This window comes from Arthrobacter sp. 01T428 (assembly GCF_056398685.1).
The window spans coordinates 1-17600 of sequence record NZ_JBFTPW010000031.1; the positions used below are offsets into that span (position 1 = coordinate 1).

The 17600-nt window shown below is 65.0% G+C and carries 16 protein-coding genes; 3 read left to right on the forward strand and 13 right to left on the reverse strand.

The features are described from left to right. Window positions 1-419: 419 nt before the first annotated feature. The 13 genes from AC1DJB_RS22270 to AC1DJB_RS22330 form a co-directional block, all read right to left on the reverse strand. Window positions 420-1214, reverse strand: a complete 795-nt coding sequence (locus tag AC1DJB_RS22270) for a DUF4913 domain-containing protein (RefSeq protein ID WP_476910825.1) — start codon at window positions 1212-1214, stop codon at window positions 420-422. Then, window positions 1211-2977, reverse strand: a complete 1767-nt coding sequence (locus AC1DJB_RS22275; RefSeq protein WP_476910826.1) for a type IV secretory system conjugative DNA transfer family protein — start codon at window positions 2975-2977, stop codon at window positions 1211-1213. Before AC1DJB_RS22275 ends, AC1DJB_RS22270 begins: the two co-directional genes overlap by 4 nt. Then, the gene (locus AC1DJB_RS22280; protein WP_476910827.1) at window positions 2974-4572 is read right to left on the reverse strand and encodes an ATP/GTP-binding protein; all 1599 of its coding nucleotides are present in this window, start codon (window positions 4570-4572) and stop codon (window positions 2974-2976) included. The genes AC1DJB_RS22275 and AC1DJB_RS22280 overlap by 4 nt, the downstream gene beginning before the upstream one ends. A 17-nt stretch (window positions 4573-4589) precedes the next feature. Continuing rightward, window positions 4590-6137 (reverse strand): SCO6880 family protein, encoded by a 1548-nt coding sequence (locus AC1DJB_RS22285; protein WP_476910828.1) that lies wholly within the window; start codon window positions 6135-6137, stop codon window positions 4590-4592. Continuing rightward, window positions 6134-7492, reverse strand: a complete 1359-nt coding sequence (locus AC1DJB_RS22290) for a hypothetical protein (protein WP_476910829.1) — start codon at window positions 7490-7492, stop codon at window positions 6134-6136. Before AC1DJB_RS22290 ends, AC1DJB_RS22285 begins: the two co-directional genes overlap by 4 nt. After that, complete coding sequence (locus AC1DJB_RS22295) at window positions 7489-8292, reverse strand: DUF8175 domain-containg protein (RefSeq protein ID WP_476910830.1); 804 nt, start codon at window positions 8290-8292, stop codon at window positions 7489-7491. The genes AC1DJB_RS22290 and AC1DJB_RS22295 overlap by 4 nt, the downstream gene beginning before the upstream one ends. A gap of 141 nt (window positions 8293-8433) precedes the next feature. After that, window positions 8434-8730, reverse strand: coding sequence for a hypothetical protein (locus AC1DJB_RS22300; protein ID WP_442546173.1), 297 nt, complete (start codon window positions 8728-8730; stop codon window positions 8434-8436). Then, window positions 8727-9362 (reverse strand): DUF6668 family protein, encoded by a 636-nt coding sequence (locus AC1DJB_RS22305; RefSeq protein WP_476910831.1) that lies wholly within the window; start codon window positions 9360-9362, stop codon window positions 8727-8729. Before AC1DJB_RS22305 ends, AC1DJB_RS22300 begins: the two co-directional genes overlap by 4 nt. Next, window positions 9362-10852 carry a MinD/ParA family ATP-binding protein gene (locus AC1DJB_RS22310; protein ID WP_476910832.1) on the reverse strand — a complete coding sequence of 497 codons (1491 nt, stop codon included), beginning with the start codon at window positions 10850-10852 and terminating at the stop codon, window positions 9362-9364. The genes AC1DJB_RS22305 and AC1DJB_RS22310 overlap by 1 nt, the downstream gene beginning before the upstream one ends. Further along, a complete protein-coding gene (locus AC1DJB_RS22315; protein ID WP_476910833.1) occupies window positions 10849-12429 on the reverse strand; it encodes a PQQ-binding-like beta-propeller repeat protein in 1581 nt (526 codons plus the stop codon). The genes AC1DJB_RS22310 and AC1DJB_RS22315 overlap by 4 nt, the downstream gene beginning before the upstream one ends. Then, window positions 12429-12971 (reverse strand): hypothetical protein, encoded by a 543-nt coding sequence (locus tag AC1DJB_RS22320; protein ID WP_476910834.1) that lies wholly within the window; start codon window positions 12969-12971, stop codon window positions 12429-12431. The genes AC1DJB_RS22315 and AC1DJB_RS22320 overlap by 1 nt, the downstream gene beginning before the upstream one ends. After that, complete coding sequence (locus tag AC1DJB_RS22325; RefSeq protein WP_476910835.1) at window positions 12961-14037, reverse strand: lytic transglycosylase domain-containing protein; 1077 nt, start codon at window positions 14035-14037, stop codon at window positions 12961-12963. Before AC1DJB_RS22325 ends, AC1DJB_RS22320 begins: the two co-directional genes overlap by 11 nt. Beyond that, window positions 14034-14507, reverse strand: coding sequence for a hypothetical protein (locus AC1DJB_RS22330; protein WP_476910836.1), 474 nt, complete (start codon window positions 14505-14507; stop codon window positions 14034-14036). Before AC1DJB_RS22330 ends, AC1DJB_RS22325 begins: the two co-directional genes overlap by 4 nt. A gap of 208 nt (window positions 14508-14715) precedes the next feature. Between AC1DJB_RS22330 and AC1DJB_RS22335 the strand changes: the two genes are divergently transcribed. From AC1DJB_RS22335 to AC1DJB_RS22345, 3 genes are all read left to right on the forward strand, one after another. Continuing rightward, the gene (locus AC1DJB_RS22335; RefSeq protein ID WP_476910837.1) at window positions 14716-15039 is read left to right on the forward strand and encodes an ArsR/SmtB family transcription factor; all 324 of its coding nucleotides are present in this window, start codon (window positions 14716-14718) and stop codon (window positions 15037-15039) included. A 457-nt stretch (window positions 15040-15496) separates the two neighbouring features. Continuing rightward, window positions 15497-16774 (forward strand): hypothetical protein, encoded by a 1278-nt coding sequence (locus tag AC1DJB_RS22340; RefSeq protein WP_476910838.1) that lies wholly within the window; start codon window positions 15497-15499, stop codon window positions 16772-16774. 132 nt (window positions 16775-16906) lie between these two features. Beyond that, window positions 16907-17542, forward strand: a complete 636-nt coding sequence (locus tag AC1DJB_RS22345) for a hypothetical protein (RefSeq protein ID WP_476910839.1) — start codon at window positions 16907-16909, stop codon at window positions 17540-17542. The last annotated feature ends 58 nt before the right edge of the window (window positions 17543-17600 follow it).

The following is a 17600-nucleotide window of genomic DNA, read 5'->3' on the forward strand; positions in this document are numbered from 1 at the left end:
GGTGCAGGGGTGGCCACGAGTGAGCAGCCACGGTGTCTGGCTCGAGGTTTACTGGAGCCCATGGCGGATCCGCAGCGGCCGCTGGTAGGCCTAGGGCATAGAGGAGGCCGTCACCCTTGGTGGCGGCCTCCTCTATGCCCTAGGCCAGCAGCCGGGTCGCGTTCGCAGGCCAGCCTCTACACGCTTGGCCAGACTCCAAGGTGATGTCCATTCGTTATTCCTTCTCGAACAATTCGATGCAGGCGATGATGGCCGCCAGGGATGAAGCGATGGACGGCAGAGCTCTCTCGCGTAACCGTTAACGACGTCGCCTTGTGTCAGTCTCGAACTGACCTCCTTGTTCAGGGCTTCCAGTTCGGCAATTTTCTTTTCGTGCCTTCCGACATGCTCTTCCCTCTTTTCTCTGGGTGGATGGGAGTTCATGATTCTGGTTCCCGGTTGCCGGAACGTACGTTGTCCTGGTAGGGGAACCAGGAGTCGGGAGGTGGTTCGTAGGGGAGCTTTCTGCGGTCAGCAGCATTCTTGTGCATCCCTCCGGCGCACTGGGAGAAAACCCCTGACTTGCTGAACAGGAAGGCGAAATGCCTGTCCCAGTGGTTCACCCACCAACCCGACAGCTCGTCCTCGGCTTCGGCTGCCATGTACGCCAGCCATAGGGCGTGGAAGCGGTCCACGGCTTCGGGGTGGTCCCACCATTGGCGGCACCATTCGCCCGTGCGGTCATCGTGGGACTCGAAACGGTCCAGGCGTTCACGGACCCAGTGGACGAAGGCGTTGCGTTCCTTCGCTGCCTCCTCTGCGGGGTCGATCTGCGCCGCGGCCTCCGCTTCGGCGGCCAGCACGGCCTGGGCCCAGGCGCGCAGTGCACGCAGGGACCATTTCGCGGTCCCGTCTGTGGTCTCGGCAGCGGCCGGCGCGTCGCCGTCGATGACGAGCTGCCGGAAAGCCGGTACGGTGATCTTCCGGCGGAGGATGTCCGAGGCCAGGGCCGCGGCTTCCTGGGCTCCGAGCAGGAAGTCCAGGACCTCCTCGCTCCGGCCGGTGGCGAGGTCGGGGGGGTCGTCAATCTCCTCCACGTCGTGCGCGGCCTCCGGCTCCAACTCGTCGTGTTCGGCGGCGGGCACCGGGACGTCGGCGGGATCGGCGAGGAATTCGCCGTTCTCGTCCACGGTGTACCCGTCCTCGGTGGTCTCCGCTTCCAGATCCTCGCTCACGCCGCGACCTTCTTTCCAGCATCAAGAACGGCCTGGATTGGTCCGGCCATCTCGGGGTCTTGGAACCAGGGCACCAGGCGGACGATCGTCACGACACCGCTGGATTCCTCCATCACGGCGTGCCACATGGGCAAGGTGTGCAGGTCCTTGATCGTGAGGATGTCCTCCTGCCGGGTGGAAATGCTCCGGCTGGCCGGTCCGCGCTCATTGGAGGTGTAGGAGGCCGTGTACTCGTCCGTCTTCCCGTACAAGGCAGACAGATCCGCCAAGTAGGCCTTTTCACGGATGCCGCCGCCGAAGACGAAAACACCGGCGGCGTTCTTCAACACCCGCCACGCGGCTTCGCCCATGACCTGTTCACCGAACGCCTCGGACTGAATGAAGACCCGCACCATCATGCCCATCGAGCCGAAGTACGTGAACCAGTCGCCCATCTTCGGCAACGCGACCGTGTTACCGAACTCGTCCAGGTCAAAGACCGCTGGGACCGGCAAACGGCCGCCGTTCGCCTCGGCCAGGCGTTCACCGGTCTCGAAGATCGCCTCCAGGAACGCCGTCATCAGACCCGTGACAACCCGGCTGGAGCCCTTGGACAGGGCAATGAGGGTGTCATGGGAGGACAGGAACTTCACCGGGTCGAACCGTGGCAACCCCGGGTTGGGGCGGATCCAACCCAACAGGTGATCGTGCGTCAGGGAGGACGCCATGCGCTGCGCGGAGGCAGCGACACTGCCCATGGTTTCCTCGGGCTGGCGCGACATGCCGAAGAGCTGATCGGCCAGGCGGGAGAAGTCCCGTTCCTCCTCCTGTTCTCCGTCACGGGATCGGTTCTTCGACGACGCCTTGATCAGCACCTCCCGGGGGCTGAGGAAATCGGCAGCTGTCACCCAGGCGTGCGCTTTCTCCAGTTCCCCTCCGATGAGGGCCTGGGCGAGGATGCAGGCGGCCAGGAACGACCGGCCCTGCTCATCGAACTGTGGGTCACCGCCCCGATCACCATTTTCCTTCGTAGCTTCCTCCAATGTCGTGGCCAGATTTGTGGCCTGCTCGGAGTTGGTGATGCCCAGCAGGGCGTCGAACCAGAAAGCAGGTTTTCCGGACTTCCGGAAAACCTGCTGCATGTCCAGCATCCAGACCTGGCTCCCAGGGTGCCAGATCGCCCGGGCCGCCAGGACCTCCTTCACGCCGTCCACCTTGTTCCCGGCCATCGTGTACGAGCCCGGAGCCCACCGGGCGCCACGGACCAGCAGGGCAGTGGACTTCCCGCGGCCCGGGCCCATGACGAACAGGCCGCACTGCCGCTGTCCCTGATAGAGCCAGTCCCCGCCGAGCACCCACCGGCCCACGTGCAGGCCCGGGGTGATGCCGGGGCAGTTTGGGTGGAGGCGTGCCGCCTCGACTGCGCGTGTCTGCACGCTCACCTCGGCGATGTCTTCCTTGGTAGCCATCAGTTTCGCGCGGTCGGCCATGCGTTTGTTCCGGGACCGTCCGCCGGGTCCCCGCAACTTGGTCACGAGAAGCCACACGAGGACCACGACCAGAACCAGGAGCAGGGCGAGGGACGCCGGAGGGATCCGGACGCCCGTCGCCCACAGCAACAGAATCGACAGGGGGTTCAGTCCCCAGTTCGTGCCGGTAGGCGTCAGCCACTCCCCGACCCAGGCAGAGGCGACAATGCCGGCCCATAGGCCCAGGACGAACAGGACGGACATCCAGGTGCTGGACCAGGTGCTGGACCGGGTGCCGTGCCGGTTCTCGCTCATGCCGTTACCTGCTTCCCGCGAGCCCTGGCGATCGCGTCGGCCCAAGCCTCGTTCGTGTCGTGAATCCGCTTCTCCGGTTCGGTCAGGTCGACCCGGAACGGGATACCCGGCGCGTTGGAAGTCTTCAACAGGAAGTGGCCCCGGCCCGGAGGCGGGTTCATTTCACCTGTTGCCGGGTTGATCGTGCCCTCGGCCGACCAGTCCACGAGCTGCTGGATCTCCTTGTTCGAGAACCGGCGGATCTGGCGCAGATCCTCTTGCTCGTTCTCGGCCAGGCCGCCCAGGAACACCATCGAGCTGCGCTCCACGAAGCCCATGGCCATCTTGGTCCGCTCCTCCGTGGAGAGCCGTAGGTCCTTCATGGAGTGCGTGATCATCAACTGCCCCAGGCCCTTGGTGCGGTTGACCTTCGTGATCTCGTTGATCCGGTACACCGAACCTTCCCAGGCCTGGAGGATCTGCCACAGTTCGTCCATGACCATGAAGTGGTGAACCTCAGGGCCCAGCTTCTTCTTGCCCTCGGGGTCTTCAGGGTCCGGCTCATCGGCCAGGATCTTCGCAGACAGGGCACCGCCCTGTCCGTAAGACCAGATCACCAGCTGCGCGGCCGCCCGCAACAGCGCTTCGCTCTCGTCAATGCTGGAGACGTCAAACACGACCGGCTGGTAGATGTCCATCTCCACAGTGGTTTCGCCCCAGAACATGCCCTGGAAGATCCCGTCCGGGCCCAGACCGATGATTCCCTTGACCAGGTCCCGGACCTCGGCGTCGTATTCCTTCTCATCCATGTCCAGGATGGCGGCGCGGATACGCGGGTGGCGGTCCTGGATCACCCGCCGCAGGTCGGCAAGAACCGGCTGGCGGCCCTCGGCCGCTGCTTCCTCTGTGGCAACCCGGATGGCGGCCGAAAGGATCGTGTGTTCGGACTGTTCCTCGGTCAGGCGGCGCTGAAGGATCATTTCGATCAGGCCGGCTACGGTGTTCACCCTCCGGCCGTGGATCTGCCCATCGACCTCAGCCCGGGTCTTGTCGGACAGCCTGTTCAGGTAGTGCCAGATCGGGCCTGCGTCCAGTGCGTTGATACAACCGACCCCGCCCAGGCCCAGACGGATGTGCTGGCCGCCCATCTCCTGGGCCATGCCGACGTAGTCCGGCTTCAAGTCCCCCAGGCACAGCGGGATGAATCCCAGATCCTTCAGCATCAGGCAGATCCTCACCACCAAGGAAGACTTGCCGCGGCCGTTCAGGGCCAGCACGAAACCCGACGGTGCGGAGTAGATTCCTGCCAGGAACAGGGACAGCGGGTCACCCATCAAGGGTTGGCCCGTGCGCAGGTTCCGTCCGAGCAGCGCCCCGATCATCGGGGAGGCCGTGCCGACACCGAACGGCCACATGCCCCCCACCTGCGTGGACATGCCCTGGAACTCCAGGGGAGCGTCCACGTGCAGGTGTGCGCCACCACGCGGGGCTTCAAAGCCCCTGGTGGTCAGGCCAGGAAGAGAATCGTAGGCCGCGGCGGCGGCCGGGGCTTCCTTACGCATCATCCGGTACCACTGGTGCATGGTCCAGTCCGCGAACTCGTCAATCTTGCCCATCAAGTGCTCCTATCCGCTTAGAGTGACCGGCGCATGGCCGAGCTGACAGTGGCGTACTTGGCCGGAACAACGCCCAAGCCCAGGCCGATGGCGTGGCCGGCGTCGTGGCCGCCGTCCGAGGAACGGATGCTCATCGTGACGCCCGTGCTGCACGCCCTGCGAAGAGCCGCGGTCGCCTTGGCCAGCCGGTTTTTCTGATCCGGACCCGCGGCCACGGTGTTCGTCATCACGAACGCGAACCGGACCACGGCCGCGCCCCGAGCCTGCTCTTCCGCGCCGGCGGCGGCACTCGTGAGGTCCCTGGCACCGACGGCTGTGGCAGCCTTGCCGCCCTGGTTCAACTCGAAAGCACGGTCCGTCTGGTCCGATGCCAGGGTGCTGCTGGATTCCTCGGGTCCCAGTACCCGGTAGAGCATGGTGATGCGCTTCTGGTCCGAGACACCGTCAGGCATCAACAGTGCGTCCATTGAGTCATCCGCGAAGAACCCGGCCGGAGGCTTCCAGACCGAATGAGTCTGGGAAACGTATCCCGAGTGCTCCCAGTGCTCCAGGGCGGAATCGGCCGCCGGCGGCCCGACCTCGAACCATGAGAGGTTCGTGCCGGTGCCTTTCTTCACCCGGGCACGCTCCCGGGCCCGCTCGACCCCCAAGGCACGGTCAGGGTTGTAGGCAACGTAGGCGTAATCGACGACGTCGATCATCTTCATGACAGAGACGGTGTGGGAGCCCGCGTGCTGGATCTGTTCCTTCAGTGCCGGGATCTGGATGGCCAGGTCTTCGACCATGTCCTCAGCTGTCCGGGCTTCCGTTCCTTCCGCGGCGATCTCAGCGGCCGTGAACGTCATCGCCACATGCTGCGTGAGCCGCGGCATGTTCGAATTAACGCTGGCCACGATGCCATCGACCGTCTCGCGCACGAACGTCCCGACCGTGGCGGGGTCCATCGTGCCGTGGTTCTCGCGGGCCTCGTTGATCGCGGACGGGAGACGTGCGCCCGGGTCCCGCGTCGCCTGGGTGGTCACCGCGATCTGTACCAGGTCCACGACGAGGCCCGCCTGTGCCTGGAACCCGGCCCAGCCGTCCACGAGCTGGTCGATGGTGGACTGGTCGTTGTACCCGCGGCCTTCGCCGGCGCAGGAGAAGAAGATCGTGGCCGTGCTCTCGCGCGGGTTCCACAGCATCCCGAACCGGTGCCCGAACGCGTCGGTCCCTTCGTACGGTTCCGTGCCGGCCAGCAGGCCCGGAGCCCGGAAGGTGCCGTCAGGAATCCTTGATGTCGGCCCCGACACGTACTTTGTGGTGCCTTTGCGCTGGGCCTTGCGGAACGCGGCCCGGTTCCTGCTCTGCTCAAACGAGGACCGGCCCTGCCGCTTGCCCGTGGCAACCCAGATCACGGCCCAGATCCCTGCCGCGAGCACGAGCCCGGCAGGGATCAGCCAGCCGAGCATCAGCAGAATCGCTGCGGCTATCACGGACACCAGCGCTATGCCGGCCCCTCCCATGGACAGTCCGAGGAACCCCGCCGCACGCGGTGTGGTGATATCTCCGTACATTGGGCGGCTCATGCCTCCCCTCCTTCGATCGCTTCTTCAACCCTGTACACGTGCTGCGACAAATGATTCTTAGCCGCGTCCATCCGCCGCCGCCCGGAACCCTGCCCCGGCTGCGCGGGTGCCGGCTGTGCAGCAGGAGCGGCGGCCCGTGCCTGTCCCCCGCCATTGACTCCGGCCAGCTCCTGCTTCGGGATCGGCGGAGCCTGCGGAGGTGACTGGGGTTTCGGCTGCGGCGGGGCGGGATATCCATGCCGGGCAGGATTGACCAGGCCGCGGTTCACCGGTGCCGGTGCCGGGCCTCCAAGGCTTCCGCCACCAGTGCCGGCGGTAGCCATCGCGGGTGCGCCCATCCGGCCGCCCCGGGCCAGGTTCTGGGCCTGGGAGCCGCCGATCTTGCCCATCAACGATGCACCGCCCATGATTGCCCCGGTCGCGGCCGTCATGCCCGCCATCACCAGGGCACCGGCCCCGACGCCGCGGGACGCTGCGGCCATTGTCGGAACGACCAAGCGGATCAGGGCAGGCAGGACCAGGCCGGCCGCGCCGATCACCATGAAACCGGCCATGGTCTGCAGTGCCAGCTGGTCAGCGCCGAGCTTCGCGCCATCTGTTGAGGTCAGTAGCTTCACCATGGCGATACCGCCGCCATAGATGATGCCGGCGATGGGTTTGAAAAGGCATGTTGCCAGGGTCCAGCCGATCACCTTGTAGAACGCGGCCGCGCCGCGCTCCGTGACCGATCCGGCGGCGAGGACCGGGATCATGCCGGCCACGATCGGGAGCATCCCGTACGAGAAGATCATGAAGAAGAAGTTCATCAAGGACCCCACCAGTGCGATCAGGAACACGATGATCAGGATGATCACCACGCTCTGGCCGGCGCCGTTGTTGCTGGTCAACATGCCCATGACCGCCTTCTGGTCCCCGGAGAGCGTGAACATCGACTTGTTGAAGTCCGATTCCCCGCCGATCATTGTCACGAACCACGGGGCCGACAAGTCACCGAAGGCCAGCAAGAGCCCCACCACGGACAGCGTCAGCCCGGAGAACACGACAGTGCGCCCAATGGCCCAGGCCAACTGCTCCCCGTTGTTGTTGTTCTTGCGCATCGCGTACTGCACGACCACGAAGGCCGTGGACAGCATGCCGACCACGCCGATCAAAACCCGCGTGTAGAGCATCACCTTCTGCGCCGGGGAATCCCCGGCCGCATTCATCAACGACGGGGCCGGGATATTCAGCCACCACGACGAAAGCCACTGCAACGCCGTGACCACACCTTCGTACATCTTCCCGGCCAAACCCACCCAAGCATCCTGAACGGCGTTCGCAACAGCGTCCCCGACCGGGTCCCACAGGGGCCTCATGATGGACCACCAGGGGAGAACGGAACGAAGCCGGTAGCCCCGTTCAGCGGCACCGCGCGCGCAATGTCGTTTCCGGACGTCGGGACCATCTTCCAGTCCCCATTCATCCATTGAAGACGGGTGGGAATAAGGGCGTCCTTCACGCCGCCGCTCGCCTGGATGCTGAGCTGAAAGTCAACACGTGCTGTGTCACCATCGATGTTTACTTTGTAGCCCTGGATCCGCACGATGCTCGTTGGGTCTTGTGCAGGGGTTTCGGCACCAGACCGAATCCGGTTCACGCGGGCCAAGATGGAGTCCCGGTCCGATCCGGGGACCACAACGGCCTTAATCGCGTCTGCGGTGCCGGCGTTTGGCCGGCCTTCCTGTACCTCGGATCCCCAAGTGATGCTTGCAGCGAGAGCCCCCGCAGGGGTCTTGGCGAAGCCCGTGTCCACGCCGCCGACGGGCTTTCCACAGGGGCCAGCTCCTTTGATCACAGGGACGGGGGCCCAGCCTTTGACGACCCATTGTTCAACCGTGGGGGCGGTGGTGCTGATGTCCTTGGAGGTGTTGTCCAGGCAGCCCCCTGCGGAATCTCCGGGACCTGGAGTGTAGCTGATGGTGGGCACCGGGGCCGGTCCCGCGCCTGATTGTCCCTGGTTCTGGTTGTTGAGCACGCCGAGGATGACCGCCCCGGCCAGCAGGACGATGATGAAAATCGCCAGGGCCCAGCGGGTCCGCGACAGCTGGCCGGGGTTCATCTTCTCGGGATGAGTGACGGCGTCGTACTGGCTTCGGGTAAAGCTCTTCAAACCCATGCGTTCAATTCCTCTCTATCCGTAGTGCAGTAATGCAGTGCTTCAGTGCTTCAGGAAGGTGAACTGGCCGATGAACAGCGCCATGGAAATCACGACGATCAGCCAGATGCACCCGACTGCCTGACGAGGCTTCACGGTGCATCACGCGGGGACAATGACGCGCCAGATCGTGCCCGCGGCACCGAGCACGACGGCCCAAATCAGCGGCCACATCGGCGCCTCGGCGTCTACCTGGCCCTGCTGGCTGCGCGCCCGGGCGGCCTTGACGATGCCCACGACGAACAACGCGAACAGGGCGGTCCCGGCGATCCAGAGAACCCAGCTCATGAGCGTGGCCAGGGACCCCATTCCCGGCGGCATGGCCGGCTTGGAATCGATGGGGTTGCCGTCCATGCCCACGTAGAACTTCGTGGCGGTGAGGGTGAGGGTGGTGATCATGATTTGTTCTCCTTGCGGAACGTGAACTTGCTGAGCGTTCGGATGAGGTTCTTGGTGTTGTGCCGGTGCGGGACCGGCTCGGCGCCGGGTTCCCGCCACGCCGCTTCGTACGGCATGGACCAGAGCTTGGGGAACATCGCACCGATGCGCCGGCACTCCCGGCTGGTGGCGTCGGAGATCTTGGGACGGTCCTGAACCCAGACGATGCCGACGACGTCGTAAATCAGCTCGCCCCGGGCTTTGGCCAGGGCCAGGCGCTCGGCCCCGGCGTGCCCGGCCGGGTGGGTCGGGGCGACGACGACGGCCTGCCCAGACCACACCGGAGGGTGCACTGTGGCGTCCAGGGCGTCCTCCCCGAGGAGAGCGGCCAGGGTGCTGACACCGGCACCGCCGCAGGCCGGGACCAGCCACAGCGTGCTCTGGCTGATCTTCACCGGGGACGGTTCGGGTGTCGTTTCCGGGATGCGCAGCTGATCGGCAAGGGCCGCGGAGGAGTCCTGCACGCCGGGCAGGAATTCACGGTCTCCCACGATGGGGTCATGGTCGCGCACGTCCGTCTCTTCCTCCACTGGCTCCGGTGGAGGAAGAAAACGGGACCCCCAGGAGGTGGTCTGTTCGAGATCCTGCGACATCACAGGCCCTTCGCGACTGCGGCGGCGGCTTTCAGCCATGCCAACCGTGTTGCGGGCTGAAGGGCCCCGAAGCGGATGACACCGGAGACCAGGGCCGGGTCATACGGGATGATGACCGTTTCCCGCACATACTCCGCGAACTGGGCCGCGGTGTTCTCCGCATCTTTGTGCTGCCCGGGGGCCTTCTGGGAGACGATCACGACGGCCTGGCTGGCCAGCTCTGCAGTCCGGTCCCCCCGCAGCGCCAGACCTTTCAGGGTCAGCAGTCCCTTGTGGACGTCGTCATCGTTGATCGTCACCGGGACCACGAGCTGGTCCGCGTGATCGATCATCCGGTTCCAGTTGCCCGCGCGATGGTTGTTACCCGAATCCATCAGCAGAACGTTGAAGAACTTCGAGGCGACCGCGTGCAGCGTGTCGACCTCGTCGGCGGTGACTTCGTGGGTTCCCAGCAGGTCCGAGTCCGACCGCAGCACGTCGTACCGGTCAGTGATCTGCCGGTGGACGAAGGCGTTGATGTCGGCCGCGCGCGACGCATCCGAGAGCAGGTGCGCTGCGCGGGTCAGGACGTCCAGGGCGCTGGCGCCGTGATCGCCCCTTTCCGTGCGGTCACCCAGCGAGCCGGAGGTTTCGTTGTTGTCCCAGGCCAGGACGGACCCGCCGGAACGGCCGAAGACGGCCGCGAGGCAGGTAGTCGTCATGGTCTTGCCCGGGCCGCCCTTCTGGTTAATGACGGCAACCGTGCGGGTCAGCGCATAGTGCCGGGCGACCAGGCGCACCCACTCGCGTTCCAGCCGCTCAGCCTCCCCCGGAGCCAGGGAAAGGCTCGGTACCAGGTTGTTCAGGATCCCCCGCCATCCCTGCACGGCGGGCTCCACTACGACGTCGGCCCGCACAAAGGACTGCGCGTCCGCGTCCCGCAACGATTTCCGGGACGGCAACGCCGGTGCCGGTGACTCAGCACCGACAGGGGCCACCACCCGGGCGGGCTCCTCCAGGTGAGGCAGATCGAGGGACGGGAGATCGCTGCCGCGCCCGGGGCGGGCACGCTCGTCGGAAGGCATCTTTGGGGCCGGGGCGCGTGTCAGAGGCTTTTCCACAGCCACTGCAGCAGATTCCTCCGCCGTGGCCTCCTGCGCGGGTTGGACCGGCTCCGCAACATGGGCAGGTACGGCAGCAGGAGCTTTCGCAGGCGTCGGTTGGAATCGGGAGCTGGCAGCCGCGTCACGCGCCGGGACAGGCAGGTCTCCGCCGATCAGCTCGGTGTCTCCGTCCGCGTGGACGAGGAGGGCATGCAGGCCCGAGGGATCGGTGATCTCCAACTCGACCGGGACCCCGTGCTCGGCCGCGTGCTTCGCCGCGGCTTCCCGCACGGCACGCCGGGCGGAGGGAAGATCCGCGAAAGCCCTCTCGTGGGACTTGCCGTCGGGGTCGGTGACGTTCGTCTGGCCGGTGGAGTCCAGGAACGCAGTGATCTTTGGCTGTGTCATTTCTTCTCTCCTTCAGGTGCAAGTGCGTAGATGCTTTGGTCTGTCCCGGCTTCGACCAGGACACGGTGGTCAGGGAGTGCAAACAAAGGCACAGGGGCATCTGCTGGCGACTGGACCAGGTCACCGGTTGTGCTCACCCTCACGGGCTGCTGATCCTTGGATCCCCACCAGAAGCCGGCACCGAGTTTGCCCGAGGTCCCCGGAACCTCGAATACCGTGTTCTTCACGGTGTCAATGAAGACATTGCCTACCAGGACGGTGCCCGAGTACCGGTCCACCACGGGTGTGGACGTGGCCGCGGAGGAAGCCGGAACCGTCTCGAGAACCGTGGGGGCCGCCAGCTGGGGAAAGACCGGCAGAACCGCGACCACGGCCTTGTCCAACTTCACGGGACCCGCCCACACGGTCACGAGCGCGCCGTTCCCTGCCGCGTAGACGGCGGTGAGCTTCGTCGTGTCCTTCGGTGCGGGAATCGTCATCGGGGCCGGGAAAGCCACCCCGTCATCGGTGATGCGCCACAGCCGCGCGGTGGAGATCTCCACCGCAAGCAGAGTGCCGCGGTCCACACCGACGACGACGGCACCGGCCGGAATGCGGCGCAGGGACATACTCCCGCGGGTCAGGACCATGGCCCGCTGATCGGGAAGGGTGAAGAACACCTCACGGCCGGTGTCCGTGACGGGCCGGGCGGTGGCGTCCCCGGCCTCGAACACCGCACCAGGGGTGCCGTCCAGACCGAACACCCGCACCTTGCTGCTGTCGGAAATCACGATCTTCTGCTCCCCGTCCACGGCAATGACGCGCAGCGCCGATACCGACCCTTCCAAGGCGGTGGACCAGACACGGGCCCCGGTCCGGGCATCGAGCGCATCGAGGTGGCCGCTGTTGACGGTGATGACCTGGTTCCCGTCCGGGGACAGGACCGGGGCCACGTTCGTCCGCGACGCCGGAACCGTCCAGGAGGCGAAGGTCTGCCACCCGGCCGGCGCGTAGACGGGCAACTGGCCGGCGGGGGCCGGGGCTGCCGCCTGCACGCTCTGCGTGCTCGTGGCGAACCATCCCGCCCGCTGCGCGACGACGACGCCGGCCGTGGCGACCACACAGGCCACGACGAGGACGGCCGTCAGGGCGCGCTTGCCCTCACGGGTTCTTGCCCACACCATCCATTTCGAGGCCCAGGCGCGCAGCTGCACGAGCGCACCGACCACGGGCACCAGGACCCGGGCGAACCGGCTGCGCTCGGCCCGGGCCCGCGCACCGTCCAGGGCGGTGTGTGCGCGGCTTGCGGCCGTTGCAGGACCCGACGGGGCATGTGACGAGGTCAAGGTTTCCTGACGGGCATCCACGATCAGGGACAGCACCTGGTCCCCGTCGACGCCTTCCACACGTGCCCTGTCCATGTGCAGCGACTTGCAGGCCTTCACCGCGGCGCGGCGCGCGGTCTCGAACGGGTCCTCACCCGGAATGGGCAGGACCCGGCGCATGTCCAGGGAAGCGTCGGAGTCGCTGACTATGAGGACTTCGCCCTCCCACCGGAGGGTGATGATCGGCCAAGCCGGAACAGCCACGCTGCTCATCAGTGGCCCTGCCTTACCGGCGGCTGGATGGAGGCCACGCGCCAGGACCCGTCCGGCTGCCGGTGCACGCCCAGCTGCCACGCCCCCTCGGAGGTCCCCAACGTCACGGTGGCGTTGTACGGATCCGACTCATCCCCCTGCAGCGATCCCGTGGCAGCCGGCTGTGACGTGGCCAGGTACTTCGTATCGACCTGGCGGAACTTGGCCATGAGGTCCAGCGACGCGAACGGGGCCAATGCCTCCGCCCATCCCGGCTGGGCAGTCCCCGGGCGGGCGTACGCGGCCATGAACTTCACTGCGACGCCCGTTGCGGCCGCCCGGGAGTCCGGCGACCATGTCACCGTGGCCGGCTTGGGTGCGTTCGGATCTTCCGGGGCCTGTGGTCCACTCCCCCACGTTGGGGGCAGGGAATCGGACGGGCCGGTGATCGTGGGCACCGGCGAGGTCTGTGAGGTTGGAGATCCCGCGCAGCCGGCGGCGAGGACAACGACAAGCGCGGCGGCACTGATGGCCGCTGCGGCTTTGGCTGGGCTAGGAAGCAAGTCCGAAATCCTTCTGTGTAGGCACGTACAGGAACGCGCTCGGAGTGGTGTTCTTGACGGGCCGGGTGTAATAGGTGTGGTCGTTCGGGGCCGGGTTTCCGTTGTAGCCCTCCTCGACATAGGTGCCGTCCGGGTTCACGGACTTCACCATGGCGACGTGGCCGTAAGAGGCATCGGAGCCTCCGACGCCCGGGGCGTAGTACACGACCGCGCCGGCCTTGGGCTCATGCCCGGTGGGCCAGCCCTTGACCTGCCACCCGGTCAGCCAGTTCTGACCTCCCGGAGTGTTCGCACTACCTAAAAGCACCCCGTCACCGCGGAACGAACTGTTCGTGACCTTCCACGGCTGCCCGGCGGTCCAGCCCAGCTCCTGGTTGACCCGGAAGAGCGAGAAATCAACGCATTCGCGGTTGTACATGCCCAGCGGGCTGGGGGTCATGATGGCGGCGGACTTCCAGGGCAGGTCATCGCCGTCCCCTGCCGCGCCGGCCTGGGAGCACGTGGACGCCGGGACCGTCGCGGCACCGGCGTACTTCTTCGCGCTGTCGAGGATCTTGGTGACGTAGTTCTGTGTCTCCGCGTACGGGGGGACACCGTGCCAGGTCTCCACCGCGCCCCAGCCGGCGTTGTAACCGGCCAAAGCCAGGCCGGTGGGGTCAAGGTTCGTTCCCGTCGCCATCATCTGTGCCCGGCGATAGAGATCGCCCATGAAACGCCCCTGCGCGGCAATCGCGGCCACCGGGTCCAAGACGTCTGCCCCGTTGCCCCAGGCTGCCCAGGTCCTCGGCATGAACTGCGCCAGGCCCGCAGCGCCTACGGGCGAGGTGACCTTCGGGTTCCACCCGGACTCCGCATCCAGTTGAGCCGCGAGAACCGACGCCGGCAGCCTGGCAGTCTTCGCCGCCGCATCAACCGCCGAACCCCAGCCATTCGGCACACCCTGGGCACTGCCACCAGGCAGGCACGCGGTAGTAGCGGCCTGCTGACCAGGACCGCCGCTCATCATCATTACGACGAACAGCATCAGAGCCAGCAGACCGCCGATTACGCTGCAAACAACTTTCATCGGCACCCTCTCCCCAACGGCAGGGCGTATTCGGAGAGGCCCACAGCCATGGCCGACTTCGCCGTCCAGGCATCCATGCCCCAGAGCGTGCCCGCCGATTCACGCGTCAGCACAACATCAGGGTGACGGATCCGGAACACCAGCCCGGGTCGGGGATCCGGGAACACTGCTGCCGCTGGATGAAGCGTCAGAAGCCCGGCCGCTACCAACCCGCCGAGGACTGCCTCAACATCGCTCAGGGTGCCGGCCCGGCGGGAGACTTCCGCGGCGGACGTCACACCGGCGCAGCGTGCGTCCACAAGCTCAATGTCATGGACTATCTCCAACAGGACAGCCAACACCTTCCGCTGGTCCTCCGGAACGTCAAGGCCATCGATCCACTCGGAGAAAGCTGCACGCTCACGAGCAGAACGATCCTTCAACGCAGCCGTGGTCGGCCACTTCACTCCAAACGGCACCAAACTTGCCATCACTCCCCCTTGCTTTGGACGGTTCCAAGCCTTTAGTCAGCCACTGACAAAATCCACCGAATTGACTGACGCCCGGCAAAGCGTAAAACAGGTCAAACGGTATGTCTTGTCAAATGACCTCTTTGAGACAGAACTCTCTTTAATCGCGAGTCTAACATTAAATGTTAGTGTAATATGCGTTTGTGAGCAGATACGGCAAAATGAGCAGGTGCCCCGATACGCGAAACCCCCTGCCCCCACCAACCAACGGGCGGAGGCGGCGATGAAGGCCTTCGGAGCAAACGAAGTGCGGTCCGCGATCATCAGGTATTTGGCTCAGAATCCAGCAGGTTCCACATCTGGTCAGGTCGCGCGCGATCTCGGCGCCAACTACCAAACGATTTTCCGACACCTCCAGGATCTGGAGGTTCAGGGCATAGTCAACTCGGACGCCGGCGAGCAACGCCAGGGACAGCGTGTTGTGTACCGGTTGGACCGGGAAGCGAAAAGCCGGGCGCTTGCCGATTACGACAGGTACCTCGACGGTAACTAGGTGTTTTTGGTGGCCCTGGCCGAGAAGCCAAGCGACACGCCGCTAACCGGTACCGGTTCCGCCCCTGACATTAAGTAAGTATGTGGAGTATGAGTTCATACATCCCTTACGCAACCCCGAAGCTTGACGGCAATCGTGTTGCTCTGCGTGGGCGTATTTTCCCGGCTCAGCACAAACGGGCGCACGAGGCAGCAAACCGCCACGGTTTGTCGGTCAGCGATTACCTTGGCGCTCTTATTGACCGTGATAACGGTCTTCCTAGCAAACTCGATGATCACGGCCAGGGGGCTCTTATAGACCGGGCAAGTTAAAGAAGGAAGGCCCGCACAAGGCGGGCCTTCAATAAGTTTCTCGTTCAGATCCAAATCTTGGCGGACAACGATCTGAACTTTTCCGAAGCCCCTCTTACGAGGAGGCTCCCATTTCCTTACCCTCCGACAGGAAGGAACTGTTCCCTATGGTACCGGAATCTGATTCCGGGTCAACGCATGCCCGTGCGAGTCTTGGACGCCAAGTAACGCCTGAGGACGGCCCGCAACGTCTTCAACTGACTCCCGAGAACGTCGTTGCTCTCTGCGTCGATCTGCCGACACCCGCGGATCCAGAGACCCCCATGCCGCGCAAGAAGAGCCGTAAAGGCCGCAAGGGCAAGCTACGCCCTCGAAGGGTACGTAAGGCGAACGAGCGCAGCAACCGGGCGGTCTGGTCTGTAGTACCCACCGGATACAAGCCCGCCAGGCACATCATCCGGTGGCTCCGGAGCTTCCAGGACATTCCCGAGTACCAGCTGGCCCGCAAGGACCTCAAAGCCAACATCTGGCGCTTCGTCAACGCCCTGGCTCAATGCCCAGGATTCGACCCCGCCAGCATGACCATGATGCCGCTGTGGCAGCGTCTGCATGAACGGTTCGGGTTCCCCCCGAAAAGTATCTCCAACTACTTCCGCCGGCTCCGGGACTGGAACGCCCTTGCAGTGGTGGCCACAGGACGCACAGCGGAGTTCACACCCAAGTCCAGCGGCAAGACGGACAACGAGGCAGCAATCTATGTCTTACTGGAGCCCCTGGAGATCAGCGAATCCGGGGATGTGGAAAAAAGTAGCGCACCGGTGCCCACTAGGGCTGTTAATAACCCCCCGCACGCACGTGCGGGCGAGGATTCAAAACCTCAACTGGAAGCGGCTCCGCCGCTAACTTCTCCCAAACGCGCCACACAGCGGCGCGAAGTCAATCACCAACTGCTCAGTCGGAAAGAACCCTTCTGGGATCCAAACGCAACGACAAACGCCGAGACCAAGCGTGCGCGCCGGGAGACTGAGCGTCTAGCCTCCCTGGAGCTTCAATTCAGGTCCTTTCCGCTGCAACGCATCTCGACTGCCCACGTCGCCGCGGTCTGCCGGCCATTCCTCCGAGCAGGGTGGACCGTCAATGACCTCAAACATGCCATTGACTGGCGGCCCAACACCGACGCCGGATACCACCATGACGGCGCAAACGGCGTTGAAAACACCGGTGCTTGGCTCAAGTACCGGCTGGGCAAGTGGGTTCGCCCTGACGGCGGTTTCTACCGCTCCCCCAGCCAGAAACGCGCCGTAGAAGACACCCAGCGATTGGCTGAACGCCGTGCCGCCCAGGAGCGCCGAGAGCGGGAACGTTCTGAACGCGGCCAGCACAGTCCCCCGGACGGCGGATGGCGAGCATTGCTCGCCCGGTCCCCCGAAGTCCGAAGCGCGTGACCTTGGATTCCCAAAGAATCGTGCCCGAGGATGCCGTTGCAAGCTACCGGACGCCCAGGGGGGCAATAGGTGCCGTATTCACCACCTCCTCGTGAATCGAGGCTGTCAGCGGCACAAACTAGAGTTTCGTCCATGACTATGGACGGGTTTGGACTTCGAGACAATCGACTCCGGGAAATCTACGCCGGATCGAGCGGCCCCGTGGCCTTCCTAGACGAGTCCTACCGCGCACCAGGCAACCGCGGCGGCGACCTCAACGAACGGCCGTTCTACACCATCGCGGCCGTCGTTGTTGACCGTGAGCAGGCCGCCACGATCAGATCCGCCTTTACTGACATTCCCGGGTCCCTGTTCTGGCACACCACCGAATTCAACCGCGGCCCTGTCGGCCAGCAATACATCCGGGAAATGCTCGACTACCTTGCCGCATCCGACATGTTCACCGTCATCACCGTCCAGACTGAGATCAAAATTGGCGACGACAATCTGATGAGCTACGCCAGGGCCGAATGCCTCACTACCCTGGCAACGGAACTCACCCGCGGTCAAGGCGAGAACGCTGTCAGGCTCATGGTTATGGATTCCCGGGACCGGGTCATCCCCGGTGCCAACAAGACCGACAAGGACACTATCCACCGGCTCCGCAGCGCCGGAATCATCAATGAGAACGTCCAGATCCAACACTCAGGCCCAGGACGGGAGCCGCTCCTCTGGGCTCCCGACGTCGCCCGGATGGAGCTACCGGCGAGAACTTGCCGTTGGAGATAGCAAATGGTTCAGCCAGATCCGTGATGTCGCCGTGCAGCTGCACGTACACGGAGCGGAT